The sequence below is a fragment of the Micromonospora chalcea genome (assembly GCF_028768405.1).
Taxonomy (GTDB): domain Bacteria; phylum Actinomycetota; class Actinomycetes; order Mycobacteriales; family Micromonosporaceae; genus Micromonospora; species Micromonospora chalcea.
This window is the reverse complement of the sequence record NZ_CP118233.1, coordinates 1,333,955-1,360,321: the sequence shown is the minus strand read 5'-3', so window position 1 is coordinate 1,360,321 and position 26,367 is coordinate 1,333,955. Positions and strand designations below refer to the sequence as shown.

Sequence of the window (26,367 nt, the reverse complement as noted above, 5' to 3'; positions counted from 1 at the left end):
CGGCTCAGGTGGTGACGGCGGTGATCGCTTCGGCGATGGGCGTGTCGCCGCCGACCAGTTCGAGGGTGTGCCCGGCGGTGCCGGGGGCGTAGAGCAGGGCCAGCAGGACCCGGGCGACGTCGGCGCGGCTGATCGCGCCGCCGGTGACGTGCCGGGCCAGCGTGATGCGGCCTTCGGGTTCGTCGTCGGTGAGCCGGCCGGGCCGCAGCACCGTCACGTCGAGGTCCCGGCCGGTGATGTCGTCCTCGGCGGCTTTCTTGGCCCGCAGGTACGCCGCCCACACGTCGTCGGTGCCGTCGGCGGGTGCGTCGTCCACGCCCATGGAGGAGACCAGCAGGTAGCGGCGTACGCCGGCTTGTGCGGCGGCGTCGGCGAGCAGCACTGCGGCGCCGCGGTCGACGGTGTCCTTGCGGGCGGCGCCGCTGCCCGGTCCGGCGCCGGCGGCGAACACGACGGCGTCGGCGCCGGCCAGGTGGGCGGCGAGGGTGTCGACGTCGGTGTGTTCCAGGTCGCAGAGGACCGGTTCGGCGCCGGCGGCACGTAGCGCGGCGGCGTGGTCGGGGTTGCGGATGAGCCCGAGCGCGGTGTCTGCGCGTCCGGCCAGTTCCCGCTCCAGCAGTTTGGCGATTTTGCCGTGCCCTCCGGCGATGACGACGCGCATGCGATCAACGTAGCCCGGCCGGGCGCGCCCCGCCGGGCGTCCGGGTGGGAGGTGCGGGTCCGGCGAGGGACCATGGACGGGTGAGTGAGGCGTTCGAGGCGTTGGCGCGGCTGGTGGCCGCCGGGGACGTGGTGGTGCTCAGCGGCGCGGGCCTGTCCACCGAGTCGGGCATTCCGGACTACCGGGGGCCCAGCGGCGCGTCCCGCCGGCACACCCCGATGACGTACCAGGAGTTCACCCGGGATCCGCTGGCGCGGCGGCGGTACTGGGCGCGCAGCCACCTGGGCTGGCAGACCATCGCGCGGGCGGCGCCGAACGAGGGGCACCGGGCGGTGGCGCGGCTGCAGGCGGCCGGGCTGCTCGGCGGCATCATCACGCAGAACGTCGACGGGTTGCACACCGCCGCCGGCGCCACCGGGGTGATCGAGTTGCACGGCCGCCTCGACGAGGTGACGTGCCTGGACTGCGGCAACGCCACCGGCCGCGAGGAGCTGCACCGGCGCCTGTCGGAGGCGAACCCGGGTTTCGACGCGCGGGTGGCGCACGTCAACCCCGACGGCGACGTGGACCTGCCGGACGAGGCGGTGGCCGGGTTCCGCACGGTCGACTGCGCGCTGTGCGGCACCGGCATGCTGAAACCGGACGTGGTGTTCTTCGGCGAGACGGTGCCCGCGTCGCGGGTGGCCGACTGTTTCGCCCTGGTGGAGGGGGCCCGGGCGCTGCTGGTGCTGGGGTCGTCGTTGACGGTGATGTCGGGGCGGCGGTTCGTGCTGCGCGCGGCCCGCCACGGCATCCCGGTGGCGATCGTCAACCAGGGCGTCACCCGCGGCGACACCTACGCGGCGCTGCGCCTGGACGCGCCGCTGGGCGCCACCCTGCGCGCGCTGGCGGACCGGTGCGCGGCGGCCCCGGCGCCGGTGTGATCGACAACCCCGGGACATGAGCCGGAAACACGCCCGCTGGTAGCGTTGGGGGTGCCGGTACCACCCACGTGGGAGAGACCGCCGATCCCGGCGGCGCCGAAGGGGCAGATTCTCCCCGGAACCTCTCAGGCAAAAGGACCACGTGGGCAGGCGCTGTGGAGCGCGTCAGCGCGACTCAGGGGGAGGCCGACCCGTCGACCTCGCCCCCCAAGGAGCGCAGCGCATGACCGCAGAGCAGTTCGCCGACCGGCACATCGGCCCCGGCCCGGCCGACGAGCGCCGGATGCTGGAGGCCGTCGGTTACGGCTCCGTCGACGAGCTGATGGACGCCGCGATCCCCGAGGTGATCCGCTGGCACGGCACCCTGGACCTGCCCGCCCCGGCCAGTGAGCGGGAGGCGATCGCCGAGCTGCGCGCCCTCGCGTCCCGCAACACCGTCGCCGTGTCCATGATCGGTCTGGGTTACCACGGCACGCACACCCCGGCGGTGATCCGCCGCAACGTGCTGGAGAACCCCGCCTGGTACACCGCGTACACGCCGTACCAGCCGGAGATCAGCCAGGGCCGGTTGGAGGCGCTGCTGAACTTCCAGACCATGGTCACCGACCTGACCGGTCTGGCCACTGCGAACGCCTCGATGCTCGACGAGGGCACCGCCGCGGCCGAGGCGATGACCCTCGCGCGCCGCGCGTCCAGGAGCAAGAGCCCGGTGTACGTCGTCGACGCCGACGCGCTGCCGCAGACCGTCGCGGTGATCACCAGCCGCGCCGAGCCCCTCGGCATCGACGTGCGGGTGATCGACGTGGAGCGTGACGAGCTGCCGGCGGAGTTCTTCGGCCTGCACCTGCAGTACCCGGGCGCGTCCGGCGCGGTCCGCGACGACCGGGCACTGGTCGACGCGGCGCACGGCGTGGGCGCGCTGGTGACCGTCGCGGCGGATCTGCTGGCGTTGACGCTGCTGCGCCCGCCGGGCGAGATCGGCGCCGACATCGCCGCCGGCACCACCCAGCGCTTCGGTGTGCCGATGGGCTTCGGCGGCCCGCACGCCGGCTACCTGGCGGTGCGCTCCGGGCTGGAGCGGATGCTGCCGGGCCGCCTGGTCGGGGTGTCCCGCGACGCCGACGGCAACCCGGCGTACCGGCTGGCGTTGCAGACCCGCGAGCAGCACATCCGCCGGGAGAAGGCGACCAGCAACATCTGCACCGCGCAGGTGCTCCTCGCCGTGATGGCCGGCATGTACGCCGTCTACCACGGCCCGGACGGGCTGCGTGCCATCGCCCGGCGTACCCACGAGGCGGCGGCACGGCTCGCGGCCGGGCTGCGCGCCGGCGGCGTTCAGGTCGCGGACGTCGCGTTCTTCGACACCGTCACCGCGACCGTGCCGGGCCGGGCCGCCGACGTGGTGGCCGCCGCCGCGGCGCGCAACGTGAACCTGCGGCTGGTCGACGCCGACCGGGTCGGCATCTCCTGCGACGAGACCACCACGCCCGCGCACCTGCAGGCGGTGTGGGCGGCGTTCGGCGTCGACGGGTTCGACGGCGAGGTGGACGCGGCCCTGCCCGGCGGGCTGGCCCGCACGTCGGAGTTCCTCACCCACCCGGTGTTCCACAGCCACCACTCGGAGACGGCGATGCTGCGCTACCTGCGCCGTCTGGCCGACTTCGACTACGCGCTGGACCGCGGCATGATTCCGCTGGGGTCGTGCACGATGAAGCTCAACGCCACCACCGAGATGGAACCGATCACCTGGCCGGAGTTCGCGCACCTGCATCCGTTCGCGCCGGACGCGCAGACCGCCGGGTGCCGGGAGCTGATCGCGCAGCTGGAGGGCTGGCTGGCCGAGGTCACCGGCTACGACGCGGTCAGCGTGCAGCCCAACGCCGGGTCGCAGGGTGAGCTGGCCGGGCTGCTGGCGATCCGCGGCTACCACCGGGAGCGCGGCGAGGCGCACCGCGACGTGTGCCTGATCCCGTCGTCGGCGCACGGCACCAACGCCGCGTCCGCCGTGATGGCCGGCATGCGGGTCGTGGTGGTCGGCTGCGACGCCGACGGCAACGTCGACCTGGTCGACCTCGACGCGAAGATCGACAAGCACCGGGACGCGCTCGCCGCGATCATGGTGACGTACCCGTCGACGCACGGCGTGTACGAGACCGGCATCGCGCAGTTGTGCGCGAAGGTCCACGACGCCGGCGGTCAGGTGTACGTCGACGGCGCGAACCTCAACGCGCTGGTCGGGTTCGCCAAGCCGGGCCGGTTCGGCGCGGACGTGTCGCACCTGAACCTGCACAAGACGTTCTGCATTCCGCACGGCGGCGGCGGCCCCGGCGTCGGGCCGGTGGCGGTGCGTTCGCACCTGGCGCCGTTCCTGCCCGGCGACCCCCTCGGCGCCCGCGCCGACGGGCGGCCGGCGATCTCGGCGGCCAACCACGGGTCGGCGGGGATCCTGCCGATCCCGTGGGCGTACCTGCGGATGATGGGCGCCGACGGGCTGGCCCGCGCCACCGGCGTGGCCGTCCTGGCCGCGAACTACGTGGCGGCGCGGCTGCGTAACCACTTCCCGGTGCTGTACGCCGGCAACAAGGGCCTGGTCGCGCACGAGTGCATCCTGGACCTGCGTCCGCTGACCAAGGCCACCGGCGTGAGCGTCGACGACGTGGCGAAGCGGCTGATCGACTACGGCTTCCACGCGCCGACGATGTCGTTCCCGGTGGCGGGGACGCTGATGGTGGAGCCGACCGAGAGTGAGGACCTGGCCGAGCTGGACCGGTTCTGCGACGCGATGATCGCGATCCGGGCGGAGATCGACAAGGTCGGCTCGGGGGAGTGGCCGGCGGGGGACAACCCGCTGTCCAACGCGCCGCACACCGCGGCGATGGTGTCGGCCGACGAGTGGCCGCACCCGTACCCGCGGTCGGTGGGCGCCTACCCGGCGGGCGTGGACCGGGCGGGCCGCTACTGGCCTCCGGTGCGGCGCGTCGACGGCGCGTACGGCGACCGGAACCTGGTCTGCTCGTGTCCCGCGCCGGAGGCGTTCGAGGACTGAGCGGCGAACGCCGGGGCGGTGGGCTCTCGCCGCCCCGGCCGGCGCGCCGGCCGATCATGACCGGCGCGTACGCTCACTGACGCTGCGTGATGGCTCAGGCCACGAGAGCGTGACGGGCCGGACCCCGGTGCGGGGCGATGGTGCGTCCGTCGGGGAGCAGCTCACCGGTGTCCTCGAAGACGATGACACCGTTGCAGAGCAGGCTCCAGCCCTGCTCAGGGAAGCAGGCGAGGACGCGGGCGGCCTCGCGGTCGGTCGCGTCGGCGGAGGGGCAGGTGGGCTGGTGCTGACACATCGGGTTCTCCGGACTGTGGGGGCACTGTGTCATGGTTCACATGACCAGTGACGCACAGTACCAAGGAAAACTGAGCGGCAACGAGCAAGGATGCGTCTTGTTCACCGAGAATGGGCTGAACGGATGACCCGTAACGGGCCAGACGTTGTGGAAGCGCTCCCACAGGTGGAGGTCGATACCCCCGGCGCCCCGCCCGGATGCCGTCGCCGACTGGTCGAGACGGCCCGCCTGAACTGGTCCGCCACCGACGGCGGCGACCCCGCTGACCTGGCACAACGCTTCCTCGCCGCGCACGGCGTCACCCGCGACGACCTGACCCGCCCCGGCCGCCACGACCCCGACGACGCGGTCTGCGGCGCGGCGCTCTACCTGTCCGCCGCCGCCGGCGCGTACACCCTCGGCGTGTCGCCCGGCGCGCCGAGCCCCGCGCCGACGCTGCCCGACCTGGTCGTCGTTGTCTACCACCACACCGACCGGCCCACGCCGACCCCGCCACCGGCCCACGCTGGCGGGTGGCGGCTCGGACCATGGCGCGACAGCTGGACCCCGGCCGCGCACGCCGCCGCCGTCGACGCGGTCCGCGCCGCCATCGCCCGCGGCGACGTCTACCAGACCAACCTCGTCGGCCACGCCGCCGCCCCGTACACCGGCGACCCCCGGCCGGCGCTGGCCCGCCTCGCCGCGCTGCCCGGCGCCCGCTACGGCGGCACCCTGCACGGCCCCGGCTGGGCGCTCGGCTGCGCCTCCCCGGAAACCCTCATCGCCGTCGAACACGGCCGCCTGGTCACCCGCCCCATCAAGGGCACCCGCCCGGCCACCCCCGCCGGCCGCCGCGAGCTGCTCGCCTCCGCCAAGGAACGCGCCGAACACGTCATGATCGTCGACCTGGAACGCAACGACCTGGCCCGCGTCGCCCGCACCGGCTCGGTGCGCGTCGACGAGCTGTTCGCCGTACGCCGCTGGTGTGACCTGTGGCAGGCGGAGTCGACGGTGTCCGCGGCGCCCGCCGACGGCCTCGGCCTGGCCGACCTGCTGCGCGCGGTCTGCCCCGGCGGCTCGGTCACCGGCGCGCCCAAACGCGCCGCGCTGGCGCAGATCGCCGCGCTGGAGCCGGTCGGACGCGGCGCGAGCATGGGCGCGCTCGGCTGGGTCGGACCCGACCGGCTCGACCTGGGCCTGACCATCCGCACCGCCGCCGCCGACGGCGACCTGCTGCACCTGTGGGCCGGCGGCGGCATCACCTGGGACAGCGACCCGGCCGCCGAGGTCGCCGAGGCCGCCGCCAAAGCCGCCCCGATCCGCGCCCTGCTCGCCGGCTGACGGGCCGGCCCGCTCGCGGCGGCTCCGCCGGCCGGTAGCGGCCGTGCGCGGCGGTTACCGGCCGGCGGCGAACGCGTCCAGGGCGGCGACCACCCGCTCGCTGATGCCGTGCCCGCCGCCGTGCCCGCCGGACTCCACGATCTCCAGCCGCGCATCAGGCCAGTCCCGGGTCAGCAGCCACGCGATGTCCGGCGGGCCGCTGACATCCAGCCGGCCCTGCACCAGCACCCCCGGAATCCCCGCCAGGCGGCCCGCGTCGCGCAGCACCTGCCCGTCCGGCTGGAAACCCCGGTTCGCGAAGTAGTGCGTCACCAGCCGGGCGAACCCGTACCGGAACACCGGATCGGCGAACCGCGGATCCGGCGCGTACCCGCCCGCGAGGGACACGTGCACGTCCTCCCAGTCGCACCAGTCCCGCGCCGCCCGCTCCCGCACCGCCGGGTCCGGGTCGTCGAGCAGCCGGGCGTACGCCGCCGACAGGTCACCGTCCCGGTCGGCCTCCGGCACCCCGTCACGGAACCGCGCCCACTCCTGCGGGAACACCCGGCCCATGTCCCGGGTCAACCACTCGATCTCCCGGCTGGTGTTGGCGACCACGCTGAACAGCACCAGCGCGGTGACCCGCTGCGGGTGCCGCTGCGCGTACGCCAGCGCCAGCGACGACCCCCACGACGCGCCGCACAGCAGCCACCTGCCGATCCCCAGGTGCGCGCGCAGCACCTCCATGTCGGCCAGCAGATGCCCGGTGGTGTTCACCGACAGGTCCGTGGCCGGATCCGACGCCAGGGGTGTGCTGCGCCCACAGCCACGCTGGTCGAACAACACGATCCGGTACGCGGCCGGGTCGAACAGCCGCCGCCACCCCGCGCCCGCGCCCGAACCCGGACCGCCGTGCACCACAAGCGCCGGCCGGCCGTCCGGATTGCCGCACGTCTCCCAGTACACGCGCTGCCCGTCCCCGACGTCCAGCATCCCCTGGGCGTACGGCTCGATCGGCGGATACATGCGGCGGCCTCCCAGCGTCGGTGTCCGCACACCCTACGAGCGTCGCCGCCCCGGCGGGTGCCCCCCACCGCGCGGTAAGCAACGGATAGCCTTCCGGACATGACTATGCGCCCGATCCGGATCATCGGCGACCCCGTGCTGCGCACCCCCAGCGAACCCGTCACCAGCTTCGACGCCGAACTGCGCGCCCTCGTCACCGACCTGATGGACACCCTGCTCGGCGCGCCCGGACGCGCCGGCGTCGCCGCGCCCCAGATCGGCGTCAACGCCCAGGTGTTCGTCTACGACGCCGACGGCCGGCGCGGCCACATGATCAACCCCACGTTGGAACTGTCCGACGAACTCCAGGACGACGACGAGGGCTGCCTGTCCATCCCCGGCCTGTACTTCCCGACCCCCCGCGCCCTGCACGCCACCGCCCACGGCTACGACCAGCACGGCGAACCCCTCACCATCACCGGCAGCGGCTTCCTCGCCCGCGCCCTGCAACACGAGACCGACCACCTGCGCGGACGCCTCTACGTCGACACCCTGCGCGGCGACACCCGTCGCCGGGCCCTGCGCGAGATCCGCGCCGGCCGATTCGACTCACCCAGCCGCGGCCGCTGACGTCAACGCGCACTCGGTGAACCCGGCCACCCGGGAGAACCCCAACCGCTCGTACAGCCGCACCGCCGCCGCGTTGTCCGCCCGCACGTTCAACGTCACATGATCCACCAACGTCAGCAGCCGCGCGCACAACGCCGCCACCACCCCCGCGCCCAGACCCCGACCCCGCACGTCCGGATGCGTCGTCACGTTCCCCAAAGCCGCCACCCGCCACCGCGGCGAGAACACGTGCACCCCCGCCACCGCCACCAACCGGCCCCGCTCCCGCACCCCCACGTACTGGCCCGTGTCCAGCATCCGCGGATCGAACCAGTTCCCCGGATACGCCACCGCGTACAACCCGGAAAGCTCCGCCGCGTCCGCCGGCCCCAACGGCTCACCCACCGCCGGCACCGCCGCCAACCGACCCGGATCCGTCAACGCCATCCGGTGATGCGCCGCCGCCTCAGACACCACGAACCAGCGGCCCACCACCGCCTCCAGCCCGGGGGACAGGTGCGCCCACATCCGCGCCGGCAACACCGGCGCCGCCTCCGCCAGCAACCCCGCCAACTCCGGCACCCGATCCGGCGCCGCGAACGCCAGCAACGTCGGCAACTCCACCCCGTGATACAGCAACACCACCTGGTCGCCACGCCGGAACCACGACGTGTACGGCCAGAAGAAATCGTCCAGATCACCCAACTGGTACGCGTGCAACACCGGATCCCGGCCCAGCAGACCCGCCAGCACCGCCCGATCGTGCTCCGCCCGCACCGCCACCGCGATCAGCCCGCCAACCACTGGTCGTAACCCAACCGGGCCACCAACGCCAGCACCACCACCAGCAGCACCACCCGCACGAACCCCGCACCCCGCCGCAACGCCATCCGCGCGCCCACCGCCGCCCCCACCACGTTGCACACCGCCATCGCCGCACCCAACGCCCACCACACGTGCCCCGTCAACCCGAACACCACAAGCGCACCCAGATTCGTACCCGCGTTCACCACCTTCGCCATCGCCGACGCGTGCACGAAATCCGAACCCAGAATCGCCGTGAACGCCAACACCAGAAACGTGCCCGTACCCGGACCGATCAACCCGTCGTACAGGGCGATGCCCAACCCGGCCACCGCCACCGCCACCACCACCCGCCCCGGCGTGCGCCGCGGCGACGACACCACACCAAGCGACGGCCGCGCCATCACGAACACCGCCACCGCCACCAGCACCACAAGCACCACCGGCCGGTACGCGCCACCCGGCACCGCACCCGCAAGCGCCGCACCCAACCCCGCCGTCAGCACCGCCAACCCCGCCGCCGGACCCGCCACACCCCAGTCCAGCTTCGTCCGCCGCGCATACGTCACCGCCGCCGTCGACGTACCGAAAATCGCCGCCAGCTTGTTCGTGCCCAACGCCGTCGCCACCGGCACACCCGGCGCCGCCACCAGCAACGCCGGCAACAACAACAGACCACCGCCACCCACCACCGCGTCCACCCACCCCGCGACAAGGGCAGCGGTCAGCAACGTCGTCAACGACAGGGCATCCACCGCCGCATTCTGCCCACCCCGCCACCAGCGACAACGCCACCTGTGGCAAGCCTCACCGGCCCCGACGACGCCGCAACCACACCCCCACCGACCCCACCGCCACGAACACCAGCATCGAACAGCACAACAGTCTCAGCACCCGGCAAGACTGCCACGACGACGTAGGGTGTCCAGGTGCGCCTGGCCACCTTCAACCTGCTGCACGGCCGATCCCTCACCGACGGACTCGTCGACCCCGACCGGCTCACCGCCGCCGTCACCGCCCTCGACGCCGACGTCCTCGCCCTCCAGGAAGTCGACCGCGACCAGACCCGCAGCGGCAAACTCGACCTCACCGCCCTGGCCGCCCGCGCCCTGCACGCCGACCACCACCGCTTCGCCGCCGCCGTCGTCGGCACCCCCGGAGAACAGTTCCGCCCCCTCACCCACGACGACGACGGCCACGGCGAACCCCTCTACGGCATCGGCCTGATCAGCCGCCACCCCGTCCGCTCCTGGCAGGTCACCCGCCTACGCGCCGCCCCCGTCCGCTCACCCATCTACGCACCCGGACCCGGCGGCGGCCTCATCCTGCTCCGCGACGAACCCCGCGTCGTGCTCGCCGCCGTCCTCGACACCCCCCACGGCCCCCTCACCGTCGCCGCCACCCACCTGTCCTTCGTCCCCGGCTGGAACGTCTGGCAACTACGCCGCGTCATCCGCGCCCTGCGCGCCCTGCCCGCACCCCGGATCCTGCTCGGCGACCTCAACCTGCCCGCCGGACCCGCCGCCGCGCTCACCCGCTGGCGACCCCTCGCCCGCCGCCCCACCTACCCGGCCGGGCAACCCCGCGTCCAACTCGACCACATCCTCGCCGACCGGCACGCACTCGACCGGCTCCCACCCGTCACCGCCGTCCACACACCGCTGGCCACCATCTCCGACCACCGGCCCCTCGTCGTCGACCTCGGCTGACGCTCAACCCAGCCCGGCCTGCCGCCGCGCCGCGTCCACCGCGTTACGGAACAACATCGCCACAGTCGTCGGACCCACCCCGCCCACACGCGGCGTGATCGCACCCGCCACCTCGGCACACGACTCGTCCACGTCCGGCAGCAACCGCCGCCCCTCGTACCGCACCCCACCACCGACCACCACCGCACCCGGACGCACATGCTCCGGCCGCACGATCCCCGGCACCCCCGCCGCCGCGATCAGGATCTCCGCCCGCCGCGTGTACCGCGGCCAGTCCGCCACCCCCGTGTGCACCACAGTCACCGCCGCGTTCGCCGTCGGCCGCTTCTGCGCCAGCAACATCGCAAGCGGCCGACCCAACGTCGCACCCCGGCCCAGGATCACCACCTCCCGGCCCGCCACCGGCACACCGTGAAACGCCAGCAACGCCTCGATCCCCGCCGGCGTACACGGCAACGGACCCGGCAACCCCAACGCCAGCCGGCCCATGTTCACCGGATGCATCCCGTCCACGTCCTTGTCCGGATCCAGCACCGCCAACGCCCGGTCGTAGTCCAGATGACCCGGGATCGGATACTGCACCAGCACCCCGTGGACCGTGGCGTCCGCGTTGAAATCCGCCAGCACCGCATGCAGATCCGCCTGCGACGCCGACGCCGGCAGATGCACGTGCGGCGACACGAAACCCAACTCCGCCGCCTGGCGTTGCTTGATCCGGATATAACCCGCGCTCGCGTCGTCGTCACCCACCAGCACCGTCGCCAGCGCCGGCGTCACCCCCGCCGCCCGCAACTCGGCCACCGACGCGGCGACCTCCGACAACACCCGCTCCGCCACCGGAGCACCCGGCAACAACCGCGCAGAAGACATACGACACCTCGCCCGCAGGGGCCCAGGCGGTCGACCCCCACGACGAGCTCCCCGATGGTTCACCCATCCCCGTGCCGCCAGTCGCGTTCCCCCTCAGCCTGCCACAGCCTCCGCCACCACCGCATCCACCACCACCTGCCACCCCGGCAACGCCGCCAGCAGACCGTCCGCCCGACGCCGCCGATCCGCCGCCGACGCCACACCCAGATCCGCCAGCACCGCCTGGAACGCCGGCCGCAACGCCCGCTCCCGCTCCGGCGCCACCGCGCCCAAGACCACATGACACCGCGCGTACGTCACCAGCACCCAGAACATCGCCTCCCGATGCCGCCCCGCCCCGATCAGCTCAACCGCACCGTCGAACACCACCGGACGCCCCGCCGCACCCAGATCCGCCCCGAACGCGAACCCCTCCCGCGGCAACCGCGCCACCTCGTCGAACACCACCGCCAACCCGGCCAGATGCGCCCGCACCCGCGCCGGACCCAACCCCACCCCGCCGCCGTCGAGCGTGTCCAGCAACCCCGGATACCGGTCCGCGAACCCGAACCGCGACAACACGCGCTCCGCCCGCACGTACCGCCGCCGCACCGTCGGATCCACCAGCCCCGCCACCGCCGGCCACACCGCCAGCAACGACGTCGGAAACACCCACGTCAACACCTGCTCCGCGGTTGGCAGCTCGGCGTCGACCGCCCGCAACCCGGCCTCGATCCGCCGCCGCACACCCGCACACCGCGCCCGCACCCAGACCGGATCCGCGAACGCCGCCGCCACCCGCTCCCGCACCGCGCCCAACCGGCCCGACGGATCCGCGATCACCCCATCGGTACGCAACATCGGCGCGAACACCCACGACCCCAGCACATCCTCCGGGCCGCCCAACTCCGCCCACGTGATCGTGCTGACCTCCAGCAGCACCCCCCGATGCACGAACTTGCCCACCTTCGCACCGGGCTCCCGGCGCACCAGCAACACATCCACGTCCGACCACGGCGGCAACTGCGCGTCGTCCGGCAACCCCACAGTCGACCCGCTGAAGAACGCCCCCTCGACCGACGGGTCAACGCGCATCCGCTCCCGTACCCACCCGGCCGCCACCGCCCGCGCCGCACCCACCCGCATCCGCCCGATCCTGCCAGCCCGGCAGCGCATTGACTCACCCATTCTGGATACGCACGGTTGTAGATCGGGCACAGAACGTGCAACATCGATACAAGTGACTGTCGTCGAATCGTGTGGGGCGATGCCATGGCGGGCTACTATCCGATCCTCAAAGGTCGAAAAGCTGAGTTCCAGGCCATCGACAACCTCGCTGGCGAACTCGCGCCACACATCGTCCCGATCTTCGAAGTCGTGCCTGACAAGGGACCGATCGAAGACGCCCGCAAGTTCATCGAACGTGTAAAGCGAACACTTCCTCCCGGCATGGTCGTCGCTGTCGATGTGCAGCACCTTCCAGAACCGATGACCGGTACTCGCCGACCACTCCACGACATCGCCGTCGACCTGGAAGCCTGGAGAATCTCAGCGCTGCCCGTCGTGCACCTGCAGGACACAACCCAACAACTTGCGGACGTGCGTAGCGCCGCCGCCATGCACGGAGGCGGCGTCGTGCGAGTCACGGCCAGCCACGCCGAACCAGACGTCACCGAAGTCGACGGTCGGCTTTCTCAGGTGTTGGCCGTGATCGAGTTGCGTACCGAGGACTGCATCGTCGTCCTCGACGCCGCCGAGGTGCGCTCCGACCAGGACCTCACGAAGGCAGAACCCCTGCTCCGCAAGCACCTCGCGTGGACCCGACGCCATCACTGGAAGGACGTCGTCGTCGCGTCGGGCGGCATGCCCCCGAATCTCTCGCAGGTTCCGCCTCATCGGGCAACCCCACTCCGTCGCCGGGACTTCGAACTGTGGCAGCGACTTCAGCAGCACGGCGTCCAATTCGCCGACTACTGCATCGCTCATCCGGGGACGAGCGGCAAAGGCTGGGGACCAGCGCCGAACATCCGGCACACCGGCCGCGATACCTGGTGGACGTACCGGACGACGCGCGACGGCAAGGGCAACATCGGCATCTACGACATCTGCAAGGCCCTTGTGTCCGCCGACCATTGGCCGGCCGCCGGACGGCACTTCTCCTGGGGCGACGAGCAGATCGCTCTGCGAGCCGCAGGCCATGCCGGGACCGGCGTCGCCACGGATTGGATCGCTTGGGGAACGTCACACCACCTGGCGTACGTGGCCGCTCAACTCGGCCTGACCACTACCGCTTGAGCAACCCCGACAACGCCCGATTGGTACGGTTCGCCGCAACCGCCGCCCGCTGCTGACCCGCCGTCACCTCGATGTACGTCTGCGACGACGCCAACGACGCATGCCCCAGCAACCGCATGATCTCCGCCGCGCTCGCCCCGTCCTCCGCCAACCGCGTCGCGAACGTGTGCCGCAGCGCGTGCAAGCGCGCGCCCCGGGGCACCCGGTCACCGATGCCCGCCCGCCGGTAACACGACTCCACCAGGTACTGCAGCCCACCCCGCCGCAACGCCTCACCCTGGCGGTCCACCAGGAACGCAGCGTCCGGCCGCACACTGCGCGCCCCGAACCGGAGCCGCCGGCTGTCCAGATAACCCGTGAGCACCCGGTCCACGGCATCCTCGATCGGCACCGTACGCGGCCGCCCGCCCTTGCCCGCCACGTCCACCCGCCGCTCGCCGTCGCGCCCCGCCACCGACGACACCCGCAGCGCCAGCAGTTCCGACAGGCGCAACCCGGCGCACAACGCCAGCGCCAGCACCGCCAGGTCGCGCTCCGGCCACGGGTCACGCTGCCGGCCCTCCGCCCGGGCCACCGCCGCCAGCAGTTCCTCCGGGGTGTCCTCGCCCCGCAGTGGCTTGGGTCGGGGGAGCGGCGTACGGGGCCGCCCCACCGCCGGCATCGGATTGCCCGGTACGACGCCCTCGGCCACCAGGAACGTGAAGAAGCTGTTCCACGTCGACCAGGCACGATGGACCGACGCGGCGGCGCGGGGAGCGGCGAACCGCGCGAACGCCGCGCGCATCACTCTGGGGGAGAGGGAGCTGACCGCGACCCGGTCCAGGGGGAGGGGAGTGGCGTCGCCGTCGGCGGCGATCAGCTCGGCCACTGCGGTCAGATCCCTCCGGTACGCGGCCAGGGTGTGGGGGGAGGGCTTGCGGGTGGCCCGGGCGGTCAGGAACTCCTCAATCAGAGCACCTACCGTTTCGTCCGGTTTGTCATGCATAAGGGATATTATGCATGATTCTCGCGTTCCTGCCAGGGGGTCCTTTCGAGGGGGAGTGCGGCCCGCTCGCTCGATGATCAACTCCACTACGCCGAGGTGGCGGCAACCCGGGCGCTCCGATGCGGCCACATCCGCGTACTGGCAGCGGCAGTCACACCTGTCGGCACTCGGCCGGAGCAGGGAGGGCGGTGAAAGGGGTCGGCGCCCTCTGCGCTCCGGCGATCATGAAGTTGACCGCGGATGCTGTCCCATTTGTCGCCGCCAACCTCATGATCGCCGGAGCGGTGGATGGGTTGAGAGTGCGGCGTCGGCGGGCCGCGCCTAGGTGTGCGGTGCGACGGGGCAGCTGGCCGGACCTCCAAGTCCCGGAAGGTCAGCCGCCTCGCGAGGACGTCCGGGGAGGCCCGCCGGAGCTTTACTTGACATAATGTGCATTATCGAATCACGGCTCAGGAGGGCTTTACGTCTTCGCCGAGGGTGTCCGACATGACCTTCAGAAGCGCGGCCAGCCGTGGCTGGTGACCTCCGGCCTGCAGTCTCGCGAGTGCCGCGTCCACCTCTGCCTTGACCGCCTGCCGCTGCGACACCTGCCCCGAGTCGAGCGCCTTCTGGACTCGCGGTGTCAGGTCGGCCAACAACGTCAGGGCCTCCGTGTCCGGCGTATCCGCGTCGTCGGACAGTTCCGGGGCCTGCTGCCGGACGTCCGCGAATCGCCCTGCCCCGAACCGGGCCAGGGCGTCCGCCACGTCGTCCGCCGGCTGCCGCACCTGATCGAGGTCGAGCAGCTTCAGGGCCGGCCGCCCGTCGACCGGGCTCCGGCCGGTGAGCGGACGGTCGATCGTCGCGGCGGTGGCCGGCACCAGCAGCACCTTTGCGGCTCTCTGGTTCCGGCCACGGGACGGTAGCGGCTGGTCGAGCACGACAGCGTCGATCTCGGCCCATGCCACCAGCCGGTTGAGCCCGGCGACCCGCAGATCCAGTCCGTCGGCTCCGATGCGGAACCGGAACGGCCTGAGCTGGTAGGCGACGAACAGGCCGGCCGACACCAGCCAGAGGCCGAGAAGGATCCATCGTCCGGTCGACGCGGAAGTGTGGTACAGCAGCGGGAGCACGCCGACTCCGAAGACCGTGAGGCCCCTCCACAGCTTCTCTCGGCTCCTACGCAGCTCCATGCCGGCACCTCGTCCCTTGTGGCCTGTCCTGGGAGGGCCCTACATGGTGGCACGGGCGAGGCGCTCTCGTGATCATCCGAACGTCCCCGGAAAGACCAGCACCTCTCCCCTGCCTGCCGGTACGAAGATCAGCTCAGACCGGCTGCGGGTCGCGGCGCTCGGCCTCGCCGGGCTCCGGGGCTTCCTCGACGGCCCGCAGGTCGGGCATGGCGCGTACGGCGGGCGCGACGGCCGCGCCGACGGCGAGCGCCAGCATGATCGCCGCGAAGCTGCCGAACACCACCGGCGCCGGTACGCGGTCGATCAGCAGGCCGGACAGGGCCGGGCCGAACGGCGCCACGATCAGCGCGATGAAGCTGGTCGCGGCGTTCGCTCTCCCCTGCAGGTCGCCGGGGGTGAGCAGGGTCTGGAGGGTCAGCATGCTGATGTTGGCGGCCGGTACGACCAGGACGCAGGCGCCGGCCAGCGCGCCCAGGACCAGTCCGTTGTCGGTGGTGGCCATCGCGGCGGTCAGCACGGCGCAGGCCCAGACGACGGCGAGGATCAGCCAGCGGGTGGGTACCCGGGCGGTCAGCCAGGACGCGACGAGTGATCCGGCGACGGCGCCGAGCCCGACGCATGCCATCACGGTTCCGGCGGACAGTCCGGAGGCGCCGTTGCGGACCGGCACGACGATGATCGCCAGCAGGACGCCCGCGAACGCGAAGTTCAGGACGGCGCCGCAGAGCAGCGTGAACCGCAGCGACGGTTGCCGCCACAGGAACCGGACCCCGGCGACGGCCTGCCGGGGCAGGGACTCCCCCGGCGTGGTCGCCGACCGGCCGAGTGGGCCGCGCAGCAGGGCCACGGCGACCAGGGAGACGGCGTAGGAGAGCGCGTCGACGAGGAACGGCAGTGCCGGGGCGAGGCCGAACAGGAAGCCGCCGAGCGGCGGGCCGGCGAGGTGGACGACGCCGTTGCGGGTCTCGTTGAACACGGTGGCCGTACGCAGGTCCCGGGCTGGGACGACGGCGCGGGTGGCGGCTGCGGCGGCGGGTTGCAGCGCGGCGCCGAGGCCGGCGGTGGCGGCGGCGAGGACGGCGATGAGCAGGACTGGCGCGTGTCCGACGAGGGCGAGCACGGTGACGCCGGTGACGGCGAGCAGCGCGCCGGCGTCGCAGCAGAGCATGAGGATGCGCCGGTCGCGGCGGTCGGCGAGCAGGCCGGCGGGCAGGAGTACGAGGACCAGGGCGATGCCTTCGGCGAAGGCGACGAGGCCGGCGTCGGTGGCGGAGCCGGTGGTCAGCAGGACGAGCAGCGGCGTGGCGACGGCGGTGACCTGGGTGCCGAGTTTCGACGCGGTGCGGGCGACGGTGATGAGGAGGAAGTCGCGGTTGTGTCGTAGGCCGGTGGGCGGCATGGGGGCTCCGTGTGCGTGGTGGCGGGCGGGATGCCGGCTTCACCGGGCCGGGTTGACGACGGACCCGGGCGGGCGGTGGCCGCCCGCCCGGGTCGCCAGGCGGATCAGGTGTGGCTGGGGCTGGTGGCCCGTTCGCCACTGCCGTCTCAGCCGTTGCAGCAGGCGATGCTGATGCTGCTGGACTGCGGCGGGACCGCGTGGCGGGTGCCGTTCTGCGTGGCCATGGCCTGCAGGTTGAGGAGCTTCGTCATGGGGGTTCACCTCCTTCTCGGGTGTGGTGGGTTGGCCGTCGGTGGTTCCGACGGGGTCTGTGGGCGCCGGGCGGGGGTTCAGCTCGCGGCGAGGAGGTGGCCGGTGGGCGCGACGTGGGTGGGCGCGTCGAGGAAGGGCAGCGTCACGGCGGTGCGGTGCAGCGCGGCGTGCATGGCGGACAGGATTCCGGCGCCGCCGGCGGCGAGGTCGGTGGAGATGCGCAGCAGGGTGTCGCCGGGGAACGCGAGGTGGCCGTCGAGGGCGTAGGCGTGCCAGGCGAGGCGGGTCAGGTGCGCGGGGACGTGGTGGGGCGCGTCGTCGCGGACGAGTCCGACGGGGCGGTGCGGGGTGGCGCGGCGCGGTGGGTCGTCGGTGAGCAGGGCGGCGGTGGCGAGGAGTCCGGCGCGGCCGTGGAAGAGGCCGGGCAGCAGGACGAATTCGACGTCGATGGTGCGGCGGACGGTGGTGACGATGTCGCGCAGCCACTGGCGTTCGCCGTGGCGGAGCAGTGTGTGGGCGGCGACGGCGATGCCGGCGCTGCCTTCGTCGAGGTAGAACAGTCGTCGTGCGCCGTCGCGTACGTGGAGGTTGCCGTTGTCGTCGCGGACGGTGTGTTGCAGGTCGCGGCGCAGGGCGGTGCGGGCGGCGCGGAGCCAGGCGGGGTCGCCGGTGGTTTCGTGCAGGCGGGTGAGGAAGGTAGCGGGGCCGGACCAGCCGTGGAGCAGGCCGGGGCGGGTGGGTTCGGGTACGGGTTGCGTGGTGTCGCCGGTGAGGGTGCGGGCGAGTCGGTCGCCGATGTGCAGGGCGTCGTCGGGGGCGGGTCGGCCGGGGCGCAGCAGGGCGAGTCCGATGCCGGCGAGGCCGCTGTGCAGGCCGGGGCCGTAGCGGTGGTGCAGGCCGGTGCGACATCGGTCGAGCAGTTCGTCGGCGTCGTCGTGGCGTCCGGTGCGGTCGAGGAGGGCGGCGATGCCGGCGAGGCCGTCGTAGAGGCCGAGGTGGGCGGCGGGTAGGCGGTGGGCGGCGCGGGTGAGCCAGTCGAGGTGTTCGTCGCGTTCGGGGTAGTCGACGCCGGTGTTGACGAGTGCCCAGATGATGCCGGCGGCGCCGTGCGCGAGGGTGGCGCCGCCGTGGGGGAACTGGCCGGGGTCGCCGGGGAAGAGCCGGTCGGTGCGGTGCGGTGTGGCGGTGGCGCGGATGCCGGCGGCCAGGGATTCGATCAGCTGGCGCGGGTCGGCGGACCACTGGTGGCGGGTGACGCGGCGGCGGCCGGGCGTGGGTGGGTGCAGTGCGGTGCGCAGGTCGTCGCGGATGCGGTCGAGGTATCCGGGTGGTACTGGGAAGCGCCGGGCGATCGTGAGGAGGTCGTCGAACTTGTCGTCGCTCAGGGCAGCGAGTGGTGTCAGTGGTACGAAGACGGCGAGGCGCAGGCAGGCGAGGGCGTAGGTGTCGACGGCGGTGCCTCGGCGGATGCGGGGTGTGGCGAATCCGGGGTCGCCCAGTGAGGGGGTGAAGTCCTCGTCGGTCAGGTACGCCTGTTCGAAGTCGACGAGCACGATCCGGCCGTCGGGGCGGATCATGATGTTGGCGGTGTGCAGGTCGCCGAAGACCACTCCCCTGGCGTGTATCTGGGCCAGGGCTGCCTGGACCTGGTCGATGACGTCGAGTGCCCAGGTGGTGTAGTCGGTGAGGTCCTGCTCGGTGGGGTCGGGGTGGATGAGTGGGTGCCGCATGGCGAGGTGGTGTTGGAGGGTGTCGCCGTCGACGTGCTCTTCGACCAGGAACTGGTGTTCCCACCAGGTGAGGCGGTCGAGTAGTTGGGGTACGCAGTCGAGGCCGGCGAGGCGCCGCAGCATGGTCTCTTCGCGGCGCAGGCGGGTGAGCGCGTCGGTTCCGGCGCCGTCGAGTCCGGCGTGCGGGCGGGCTTCGCGCAGGACGACGGTGCGGCCGTCGCGCAGGTCGGTGGCGCGGTAGACGCCGCCGGCGTTGGAGTGGTGCAGGGCTTCCTCGATGCGGTACGGGGGTTCGTCGTCCGTCTGCGCGTCGACAGCGGCGACGGCGGCGATGTGCTCGGCGACGAAGTCGGGCACGGGGGCCCAGTCGGGCACGGTGAAGACGGGTTCGCGGCGGTCGGGGACGAGGGTTCCGTCGGGGCGTGCGACGGCGGGGACGGGCTGGTCGCCGTCGACGCACCAGAGCTCGGCGAATCCGCCGTAGCGCAGGTAGAGGGGTCCGTCGTGCCAGCGCAGGTCGCTGAGGACGTAGGGGCCGCGGTATCCGGCGAGGCGGGCGCCGAGGTCGTCGAGGACGCGGCGCAGGGCGGTGTCGTCGGCCGGGTAGAGGGCGGCGAGTTTGCCGCTGCCGGCGCGGTGGGCGTACTTCTCGTTGTTGACCAGGGCGAGGCGGCGGCTGCGTTGGAACTTGAAGGCGACCCGGTGGGTCACGCAGTGGTCGCGTACCAGGTCGAGGACGTCGGCGGCGTCGTCGAGGTTCACCGACACGTGGACTTTCCAGCCCTGCTGGGGCAGCTGCGCCTGCGGCGGGTGCCACATGATCCAGCCGCCGTGTTCGGCGACGCGCCAGCCGTCGGGCGGGGTCTGGTCGGCCAGCGGGAACCGGCTCGCCGTGTCGGCGACGTACGCCGGTGAGTCGACGTGGACCGGGTCGGCGATCAGGAACGCTCCGGGCGTGGGCATGGCAAACCTCGCGGCCGTGACGAATGGGTTGGGTGTCCGGGGCGGTTCGGTGTGTTGCCGTTGTCGCCTGGACTGGTTCCATCGTGGTGGTAGCCGGCCGGTGCTGGCGTCCGGCCGTGGGGCGAGGTTCGGGGTCCGTCCCGGCCCGGTGGTGGGCGTCGGGGGTCCGTCTGGAAGTGGACACCGGATGTCACCCGGTACGGGGACGTCCGGCGGGCCGGTGTGGACCAGAATTTCTCGCGTACGCGGGCTGTTCGCCCGCATTTCCTTCTGTGGAGGTCTGTGATGAGGACCGAGGTCCAGTCGCCGCCGGTGGTGGTGTTCCTGCAGGCGCAGCGGCCGGCGGGGTGGGTGACCGTCGCGCGTGGGGTGCCGTTGGACGGACGGCGGTGTCTGCTGAGGACGGTGGGTGCGGGCCGGGCGCGTTCCGGCGACGCGGTGCGGCTGGTGGGGGTGGCCGGCGGGGACGCGCGGTCGCTCGCTGTCGCCGAGGTGTCGGTGTTGCACCGTGACGAGGCGGACCTGGTGATGGTGTCGCTGGCCGGCGCGACGGTTCCCGGTGGGCACGGCACTGATGCCTTGGCGGTGCGGCGGGTGTTGGCGATGCTCGCCGACGACGCGGACGGGCGGTGGCGGGTGGCCGCGGACGCGGCGGCCGACGTCGTGGCGCCGGTCGTGCTGGTGGGGGCGGGCCGGGCGGGTGCGCCGGGCCGGACGGCGGTGCCGGTGACCACGCACCGGGTGGGCGCGGCCACGCCGTCGCCGGACGGTGACGGCGGCGGTGACGACGACGGCTCGCCGCTGTCCTGGACGTGCCGGTTGTTCGGCATCGGCTGCCCTACGGAAAACTCCTGATCCGCCGATGACGTCGGTGACCGGTGCGGTGGCGCCGTCCGCCCCGGCGCGGGCGGCGAGATGGTGGCGTCACGATCTTCTGCTGCTGCCGGTGCTGGGCCTGCTCGACCTGTTCACGGCGTCGTCCGTGGTGATCCAGAGCGAGCCGGTCGGCCCGGCCCGGCAGTGGTTGCAGGTGCTCGCCGCGGTGTTGTCGGTCGGCGCCCTGTGGTGGCGGGCCCGCGCGCCGGTGGCGGTGTTCGCGTTCGAGTGCGTGCACGGCGTGGCGATGTGGTTCCTGCTGCACGACTACCGGCCGTGGGTGGGCCTGATCGTGGCGTTGTACACGGTGGCGGCGTTGCGGCCGCTGGTGGTGTCGGCGGCGGCGTACGCGGCGGCGTGCGCGCGGAGCCTGCTCAGCGCGTTCGACTCGTTCCGGGTGGAGCCGAGTGCGGGCGCGCGGGCCGGGGAGTTCGTGGTGACCGCGTTGATGTTCGCGCTCATCTACGCGGCTGCGTGGGCGGCCGGGTCGGTGGTGCGGCGGCACCGGCGGCGGGTGGCCCAGTTGGAGCGGGAGCGGCGTGTGGCGCGGGCGGAGGCGGTGGCGTTGGAGCGTCGCCGGATCGCCGCGGAACTGCACGACGTGGTGTCCCACTCGGTGACGGTGATGGTGTTGCAGGCCGCTGGCGCGGCGCGGATCAGCGCGTCCGATCCGGAGCGGACCCGGGAGGCGCTGCTGCACATCCAGCAGGCCGGGCAGCAGGCGATGGCGGAGTTGCGGCGGCTGCTGGCGGTCATGCGGGCCGAGTCGGGGCCGGTGGGCGACGGTGAGCCGGGTCCGCAGCCGCGGCTGGACGACATCGAGGTGCTGCTGACGTCGATGCGGTGCGCGGGGCTGACGGTGACGATGTCGGTGTCCGGGAGTCCCAGGCCGCTGGATCCGAGTATCGAGCTGGCGGCGTACCGGACGGTGCAGGAGAGCCTGACGAACACGCTCAAGCACGTCGGCCGGCGGGCCTGCGCGACTGTTCATTTCGGGTGGCAGGAGCGGGTGCTGTTGCTGCGCGTCGACGACGACGGCTCGGGCCGCGAGGCGGGCGCGGCGGCGGGACTGTCGACCGGTAACGGGCTGGCCAGCCTCGCCGAGCGGCTGGAGCGTGTCGGCGGTCGTCTGGTCGCCGGGCCGCGTGCCGAGGGCGGGTTCCGGGTGAGCGCGACGCTGCCGGTCGCGCAGCACGGCGACCTGGTGGCGGCCTCGGGTGACGGCGGGGCGCCGGCTGTCGGGTGAACGGCGTGTCCGCTGTGCGACATCAGGGTGGCCGCCGCCGCCGGCGTCGATGATCATGTGGTGGGGCCACTGTCCCGGCCGCCGACGACGGGAGCCTTCATGATCCGGGTGCTGCTCGCCGACGACCAGCCGCTCGTACGGGCGGGACTCGCGATGCTGCTCACCAACGAACCTGACATCGAGGTCGTCGCCGAGGCCGACGACGGGGCGCAGGCCGTGGAGGTCAGTCGGCGGCTGCGCCCGGACGTGGTGCTGATGGATGTGCGGATGCCCGGCACCGACGGGTTGGCCGCGACCAGGCTGATGGCCGACGAGCAGCTCATCGACGACCCGCAGCAGCCGGTACGGATCATCATGCTGACCACGTACCACGTGGACGAGGCGGTGCACGCCGCGTTGCGGGCGGGCGCGTCCGGTTTCGTGCTCAAGGACGCCGCGCCCGCCGAGCTGGTGTCGGCGATCCGGGCGGTGGCCGACGGCGAGGCGTGGCTGGATCCGGCGGTGGCCCGGCGGCTGCTCGACGACCTCGCCGCCCGGCCCGACCCGGGACTGCCCACCCCGGTGCAGATGCGCCGGCTCACCCCGCGGGAACGGGAGGTGCTGGTGCTGATGGCGTACGGGATGTCGAACCGGGAGATCGCCGAGCATCTGGTGCTGGGCGACGCGACTGTCAAGACGCACGTCAGCCGGGTGCTGACGAAGCTGGGGCTGCGGGATCGGACGCACGCGGTGGTGGCCGCGTACCAGTGCGGCCTGGTGGAGCCCGGCACGGCGCCGCCGGCCCGGATGGCCGGCCTGTCCCGCTGAGACCCGCGGCGCGGCCGGGGGTCTCAGCGGGCGCGCCGGTCAGGCGCCGACGTAGTCGGCGAGGTGTTCGCCGGTGAGCGTGGACCGGGCGGCCACCAGATCCGCCGGGGTGCCCTCGAAGACGATCCGGCCGCCGTCGTGACCGGCGCCGGGGCCGAGGTCGATGATCCAGTCGGCGTGCGCCATGACCGCCTGGTGGTGTTCGATCACGATGACGGACTTGCCCGCGTCGACGAGCCGGTCGAGCAGGCCGAGCAGCTGGGCGACGTCGGCCAGGTGCAGGCCGGTGGTGGGTTCGTCCAGGACGTACACGCCGCCCTTGTCCCCCATCCGGGTGGCGAGCTTGAGGCGCTGCCGTTCCCCGCCGGACAGCGTGGTCAGCGGCTGGCCGAGCGTGAGGTAGCCGAGGCCGACGTCGGCGAGCCGGTCGAGGATGGTGTGGGCGGCCGGGGTGCGGGCCTCACCGTCGCTGAAGAAGATCTCGGCCTCGTCGACGGACATGGCGAGGACCTGGCTGATGTCGCGGCCGCCGAGGTGGTAGTCGAGCACGGCGGGCTGGAACCGTTTGCCTTCGCAGTCCTCGCAGGTGCTGGCGACGCCGGCCATCATGCCGAGGTCGGTGTAGATGACGCCGGCGCCGTTGCAGGTCGGGCAGGCGCCTTCGGAGTTGGCGCTGAACAGGGCGGGTTTGACGCCGTTGGCCTTGGCGAACGCCTTGCGGATGGGGTCGAGCAGACCGGTGTAGGTGGCCGGGTTGCTGCGGCGGGAGCCGCGGATGGCGGTCTGGTCGACGCTGACGACGTCGTCGCGTCTGGCCAGTGAGCCGTGGATGAGGCTGCTCTTGCCGGAACCGGCGACGCCGGTGACCACGACCAGGACACCGAGGGGGATGTCCACGTCGACGTCGCGCAGGTTGTGGGTGCGGGCGCCGCGGATCGGCAGCGCGCCGGTGGGCGTACGCGGCTTGTCCTTGAGGGTTGCGCGGTCGTCGAGGTGGCGGCCGGTGGTGGTGCTGCTGGCGCGCAGGCCGGCGACGGTGCCCTCGTAGCAGATGGTGCCGCCGGCGGTGCCGGCGCCGGGGCCGAGGTCGACGACGTGGTCGGCGATGGCGATGGTTTCGGGTTTGTGTTCGACGACGAGGACGGTGTTGCCCTTGTCGCGCAGTTGCAGCAGGAGGTTGTTCATGCGGGCGATGTCGTGCGGGTGCAGCCCGATGGTGGGTTCGTCGAAGACGTAGGTGACGTCGGTGAGGGACGAGCCGAGGTGGCGGATCATCTTGGTGCGCTGGGCCTCGCCGCCGGAGAGGGTGCCGGCGGGCCGGTCGAGGCTGAGGTAGCCCAGGCCGATCTCGACGAACGAGTCGAGGGTGTCCCCCAGCGCCTTGAGCAGCGGGGCGACGGAGGGTTCGCGCAGGTCGCGTACCCAGGTGGCGAGGTCGCTGATCTGCATGGCGCAGACGTCGGCGATGCTGACGCCGTTGATCTTCGAGGAGCGGGCTTCGGGGGCCAGGCGGGTGCCGTCGCAGTCGGGGCAGGTGGTGAACGTGATGGCGCGTTCGACGAAGGCGCGGATGTGCGGCTGCATGGCGTCGACGTCCTTGGCGAGCATCGACTTGCTGATGGCGGGGATGAGGCCGGTGTAGGTGACGTTGATGCCGTCGACCTTGATCTTGGTGGGTTCCTTGTGGAGCAGGTCGCTCAGTTCCCGCTTGGTGTAGTCGCGGATCGGCTTGTCCGGGTCGAACAGGCCGCTGGAGCGGAAGATGCGGCCGTACCAGCCGTCCATGCTGTAGCCGGGGATGGTGATGGCGCCCTCGTTGAGGGACAACTTCTCGTCGTAGAGGACGGTCAGGTCGAAGTCGGTGACCGCGCCGCGGCCCTCGCAGCGGGGGCACATGCCGCCGAGGCGGTTGAAGGTGCCCTTCCTGGTCTGGGTCTTGCCGGGGCCGCGGTCGACGGTGATCGCGCCGGCGGCGCGTACGGAGGGGACGTTGAACGAGTAGGCGTTGGGCGGGCCGATGTGGGGGTCGCCGAGGCGGCTGAACAGGATGCGCAGCATCGCGTTGACGTCGGTGGCGGTACCGACGGTGGAGCGTGGGTCCGCGCCCATGCGTTCCTGGTCGACGATGATGGCGGTGGTGAGGCCCTCCAGGACGTCGACCTCGGGCCGGGACAGGGTGGGCATGAAACCCTGGACGAAGGCGCTGTAGGTCTCGTTGATCAGGCGCTGGGACTCGGCGGCGATGGTGCCGAAGACCAGTGAGCTCTTGCCGGAGCCGGACACGCCGGTGAACACGGTGAGGCGGCGTTTGGGCAGTTCGACGTGGACGTCGCGCAGGTTGTTCTCGCGGGCGCCGAGGACGCGGATGACGTCGTGGCTGTCGGCGCGGTGCAGGCCGGTGGTGGCCTCGCTCATGGTCTCTCCGTCCGGGTCGGGTGTTCCGGTCGAGCCAGCGTCCGCCGCGGGCGCCGTCAGCGCCGCTCGTTGATGCGGATGAGGTTGCCGGTGGGGTCGCGGAACGCGCAGTCGCGTACGCCGTAGGGCTGTTCGGTGGGTTCCTGGACCACGTCGGCGCCGCTGGCCGCCAGCCGGTCGAACAGGCCGTCGAGGTCGTCGGTGGCGAGGGTGAGCGCGCCGTAGCTGCCCTTGGCGATGAGTTCGAGGATGGTGCGGCGCTCGTCGTCGCTGATGCCGGGGTCGACGGCCGGCGGGTGCAGGACGATGCCGGTCTCGGGCTGGTTCGGTGGGCCGACGGTGAGCCAGCGCATGGTGTCGCCCTGGCCGACGTCGTTGCGCAGTTCGAAGCCGAGGGTGTCGCGGTAGAAGGCGATGGCGGCGTCGGCGTCGGTGTGCGGCAGGAACGTGTAGTGAATGGTGATCGTCATGGTGGTCACGCTAACGGTGGCCGGCCGGTGCGGGCTTCTCGATTCCTGATCGGTCGGGTCACCTGTTTGGTCAGGCACGGGGGCGGCTCGGCGGTGTCGGGGGCGTGACGGGCGCGGTAGGCGCTGGGCGGTTCGCCGACGAGTTCGGTGAACCGGGTGCTGAAGGTGCCCAGGGACTGACAGCCGACGGCGAAGCAGACATCGGTGACGCTGAGGTCACCACGGCGCAGCAGGGCCATCGCGCGTTCGATGCGGCGGGTCATGAGGTACGAGTACGGGGACTCGCCGTAGGTCTGGCGGAACTGGCGGCTGAGGTGGCCGGCGGACATGTGCTCGCCGCGGGCGAGGGCTTCGACGTCGAGGGGGCTGGCGTACTCGCGGTCGATGCGGTCGCGGACGCGGCGCAGCCGGGTCAGGTCGCGCAGCCGTTGGGCGAACGCGGGGTCGTCGGTGCCCTGGTGCGGTGACACGTCCGCATCCTGCCTGCTGGGCGGTGGTGTCGTCCACCTGTTCGAGCGGCGAGTCGCCGCCCGGGTGCACCTGGGCGGCTGGTGCAC

At 72.6% G+C, this 26,367-nt stretch carries 23 protein-coding genes and 2 riboswitches; of the genes, 9 read left to right on the top strand and 14 right to left on the bottom strand.

The genetic code is table 11. From position 1 onward, the window contains the following. Nucleotides 1–4: 4 nt before the first annotated feature. Nucleotides 5–661 (bottom strand): NAD(P)H-binding protein, encoded by a 657-nt coding sequence (locus PVK74_RS06330; RefSeq protein ID WP_069089634.1) that lies wholly within the window; start codon nt 659–661, stop codon nt 5–7. Nucleotides 662–741: 80 nt separating this feature from the next. Between PVK74_RS06330 and PVK74_RS06325 the strand changes: the two genes are divergently transcribed. Both PVK74_RS06325 and gcvP read left to right on the top strand, forming a co-directional pair. Then, entirely contained in the window at nt 742–1,584 is an 843-nt protein-coding gene (locus PVK74_RS06325; RefSeq protein WP_064445944.1) for an NAD-dependent protein deacetylase, read from the top strand. Nucleotides 1,585–1,643: 59 nt separating this feature from the next. After that, a riboswitch (glycine riboswitch) is annotated at nt 1,644–1,735 on the top strand. A 72-nt stretch (nt 1,736–1,807) separates the two neighbouring features. Beyond that, nucleotides 1,808–4,630, top strand: a complete 2,823-nt coding sequence (gene gcvP / locus PVK74_RS06320) for an aminomethyl-transferring glycine dehydrogenase (RefSeq protein WP_274478470.1) — start codon at nt 1,808–1,810, stop codon at nt 4,628–4,630. 94 nt (nt 4,631–4,724) lie between these two features. On the opposite strand, the gene PVK74_RS06315 is transcribed toward gcvP, so the two are convergent. Next, nucleotides 4,725–4,925 (bottom strand): DUF5999 family protein, encoded by a 201-nt coding sequence (locus tag PVK74_RS06315; RefSeq protein ID WP_013286363.1) that lies wholly within the window; start codon nt 4,923–4,925, stop codon nt 4,725–4,727. A gap of 123 nt (nt 4,926–5,048) precedes the next feature. Between PVK74_RS06315 and PVK74_RS06310 the strand changes: the two genes are divergently transcribed. After that, the gene (locus tag PVK74_RS06310) at nt 5,049–6,245 is read left to right on the top strand and encodes a chorismate-binding protein (protein WP_274478468.1); all 1,197 of its coding nucleotides are present in this window, start codon (nt 5,049–5,051) and stop codon (nt 6,243–6,245) included. 54 nt (nt 6,246–6,299) lie between these two features. Here the strand turns inward: PVK74_RS06310 and pip are convergent, their stop codons facing one another. After that, entirely contained in the window at nt 6,300–7,250 is a 951-nt protein-coding gene (gene pip / locus PVK74_RS06305; RefSeq protein WP_274478467.1) for a prolyl aminopeptidase, read from the bottom strand. 99 nt (nt 7,251–7,349) lie between these two features. Between pip and def the strand changes: the two genes are divergently transcribed. After that, on the top strand, nt 7,350–7,859 hold the full coding sequence (def, locus tag PVK74_RS06300; protein ID WP_064445948.1) for a peptide deformylase: 510 nt from the start codon (nt 7,350–7,352) through the stop codon (nt 7,857–7,859). Here def and PVK74_RS06295 read toward each other — a convergent pair. Together PVK74_RS06295 and PVK74_RS06290 are read right to left on the bottom strand one after the other, a co-directional pair. Further along, nucleotides 7,839–8,642: a GNAT family N-acetyltransferase gene (locus PVK74_RS06295; RefSeq protein ID WP_274478466.1), complete on the bottom strand. Its 804-nt coding sequence runs from the start codon at nt 8,640–8,642 to the stop codon at nt 7,839–7,841. The genes def and PVK74_RS06295 overlap by 21 nt on opposite strands. Further along, on the bottom strand, nt 8,627–9,397 hold the full coding sequence (locus PVK74_RS06290; protein ID WP_176722890.1) for a sulfite exporter TauE/SafE family protein: 771 nt from the start codon (nt 9,395–9,397) through the stop codon (nt 8,627–8,629). Before PVK74_RS06290 ends, PVK74_RS06295 begins: the two co-directional genes overlap by 16 nt. Nucleotides 9,398–9,571: 174 nt before the next feature. On the opposite strand from PVK74_RS06290, the gene PVK74_RS06285 reads away from it, so the two are divergent. Further along, on the top strand, nt 9,572–10,351 hold the full coding sequence (locus PVK74_RS06285) for an endonuclease/exonuclease/phosphatase family protein (RefSeq protein WP_210882863.1): 780 nt from the start codon (nt 9,572–9,574) through the stop codon (nt 10,349–10,351). A 3-nt stretch (nt 10,352–10,354) separates the two neighbouring features. Here the strand turns inward: PVK74_RS06285 and PVK74_RS06280 are convergent, their stop codons facing one another. Together PVK74_RS06280 and PVK74_RS06275 are read right to left on the bottom strand one after the other, a co-directional pair. Next, complete coding sequence (locus tag PVK74_RS06280) at nt 10,355–11,221, bottom strand: bifunctional 5,10-methylenetetrahydrofolate dehydrogenase/5,10-methenyltetrahydrofolate cyclohydrolase (RefSeq protein WP_064445951.1); 867 nt, start codon at nt 11,219–11,221, stop codon at nt 10,355–10,357. Between the two features lie 13 nt (nt 11,222–11,234). Next, nucleotides 11,235–11,316: riboswitch (ZMP/ZTP riboswitch) on the bottom strand. Further along, a complete protein-coding gene (locus tag PVK74_RS06275) occupies nt 11,315–12,247 on the bottom strand; it encodes a hypothetical protein (protein ID WP_274479252.1) in 933 nt (310 codons plus the stop codon). It overlaps the preceding riboswitch by 2 nt. A 225-nt stretch (nt 12,248–12,472) precedes the next feature. Here PVK74_RS06275 and PVK74_RS06270 point away from each other — a divergent pair, with 225 nt between their 5' ends. Beyond that, nucleotides 12,473–13,495 carry a beta family protein gene (locus PVK74_RS06270; protein WP_274478465.1) on the top strand — a complete coding sequence of 341 codons (1,023 nt, stop codon included), beginning with the start codon at nt 12,473–12,475 and terminating at the stop codon, nt 13,493–13,495. Here the strand turns inward: PVK74_RS06270 and PVK74_RS06265 are convergent. The 4 genes from PVK74_RS06265 to lanKC form a co-directional block, all read right to left on the bottom strand. Further along, nucleotides 13,485–14,480 (bottom strand): tyrosine-type recombinase/integrase, encoded by a 996-nt coding sequence (locus PVK74_RS06265; RefSeq protein ID WP_274478464.1) that lies wholly within the window; start codon nt 14,478–14,480, stop codon nt 13,485–13,487. The genes PVK74_RS06270 and PVK74_RS06265 overlap by 11 nt on opposite strands. 449 nt (nt 14,481–14,929) lie before the next feature. Then, on the bottom strand, nt 14,930–15,652 hold the full coding sequence (locus PVK74_RS06260; protein WP_147265160.1) for a hypothetical protein: 723 nt from the start codon (nt 15,650–15,652) through the stop codon (nt 14,930–14,932). A gap of 133 nt (nt 15,653–15,785) precedes the next feature. Beyond that, complete coding sequence (locus PVK74_RS06255; RefSeq protein WP_274478463.1) at nt 15,786–17,051, bottom strand: MFS transporter; 1,266 nt, start codon at nt 17,049–17,051, stop codon at nt 15,786–15,788. Nucleotides 17,052–17,380: 329 nt separating this feature from the next. Next, a complete protein-coding gene (lanKC, locus tag PVK74_RS06250; protein WP_274478462.1) occupies nt 17,381–19,996 on the bottom strand; it encodes a class III lanthionine synthetase LanKC in 2,616 nt (871 codons plus the stop codon). 285 nt (nt 19,997–20,281) lie between these two features. On the opposite strand from lanKC, the gene PVK74_RS06245 reads away from it, so the two are divergent. The 3 genes from PVK74_RS06245 (at nt 20,282) to PVK74_RS06235 (ending at nt 22,925) form a co-directional block, all read left to right on the top strand. Further along, nucleotides 20,282–20,851: a hypothetical protein gene (locus PVK74_RS06245; RefSeq protein WP_158560005.1), complete on the top strand. Its 570-nt coding sequence runs from the start codon at nt 20,282–20,284 to the stop codon at nt 20,849–20,851. Nucleotides 20,852–20,858: 7 nt separating this feature from the next. Beyond that, nucleotides 20,859–22,118: a sensor histidine kinase gene (locus tag PVK74_RS06240; RefSeq protein WP_069089646.1), complete on the top strand. Its 1,260-nt coding sequence runs from the start codon at nt 20,859–20,861 to the stop codon at nt 22,116–22,118. 99 nt (nt 22,119–22,217) lie between these two features. Continuing rightward, nucleotides 22,218–22,925 carry a response regulator gene (locus PVK74_RS06235; RefSeq protein WP_043324014.1) on the top strand — a complete coding sequence of 236 codons (708 nt, stop codon included), beginning with the start codon at nt 22,218–22,220 and terminating at the stop codon, nt 22,923–22,925. Between the two features lie 39 nt (nt 22,926–22,964). On the opposite strand, the gene PVK74_RS06230 is transcribed toward PVK74_RS06235, so the two are convergent. The 3 genes from PVK74_RS06230 to PVK74_RS06220 are packed head-to-tail and all read right to left on the bottom strand — an operon-like array spanning nt 22,965 to nt 26,280. Continuing rightward, complete coding sequence (locus PVK74_RS06230) at nt 22,965–25,340, bottom strand: excinuclease ABC subunit UvrA (RefSeq protein WP_274478461.1); 2,376 nt, start codon at nt 25,338–25,340, stop codon at nt 22,965–22,967. A 56-nt stretch (nt 25,341–25,396) separates the two neighbouring features. Then, a complete protein-coding gene (locus tag PVK74_RS06225; RefSeq protein ID WP_043330132.1) occupies nt 25,397–25,810 on the bottom strand; it encodes a VOC family protein in 414 nt (137 codons plus the stop codon). Between the two features lie 5 nt (nt 25,811–25,815). Further along, nucleotides 25,816–26,280, bottom strand: a complete 465-nt coding sequence (locus PVK74_RS06220; protein WP_113974130.1) for a helix-turn-helix transcriptional regulator — start codon at nt 26,278–26,280, stop codon at nt 25,816–25,818. Nucleotides 26,281–26,367: the final 87 nt, after the last annotated feature.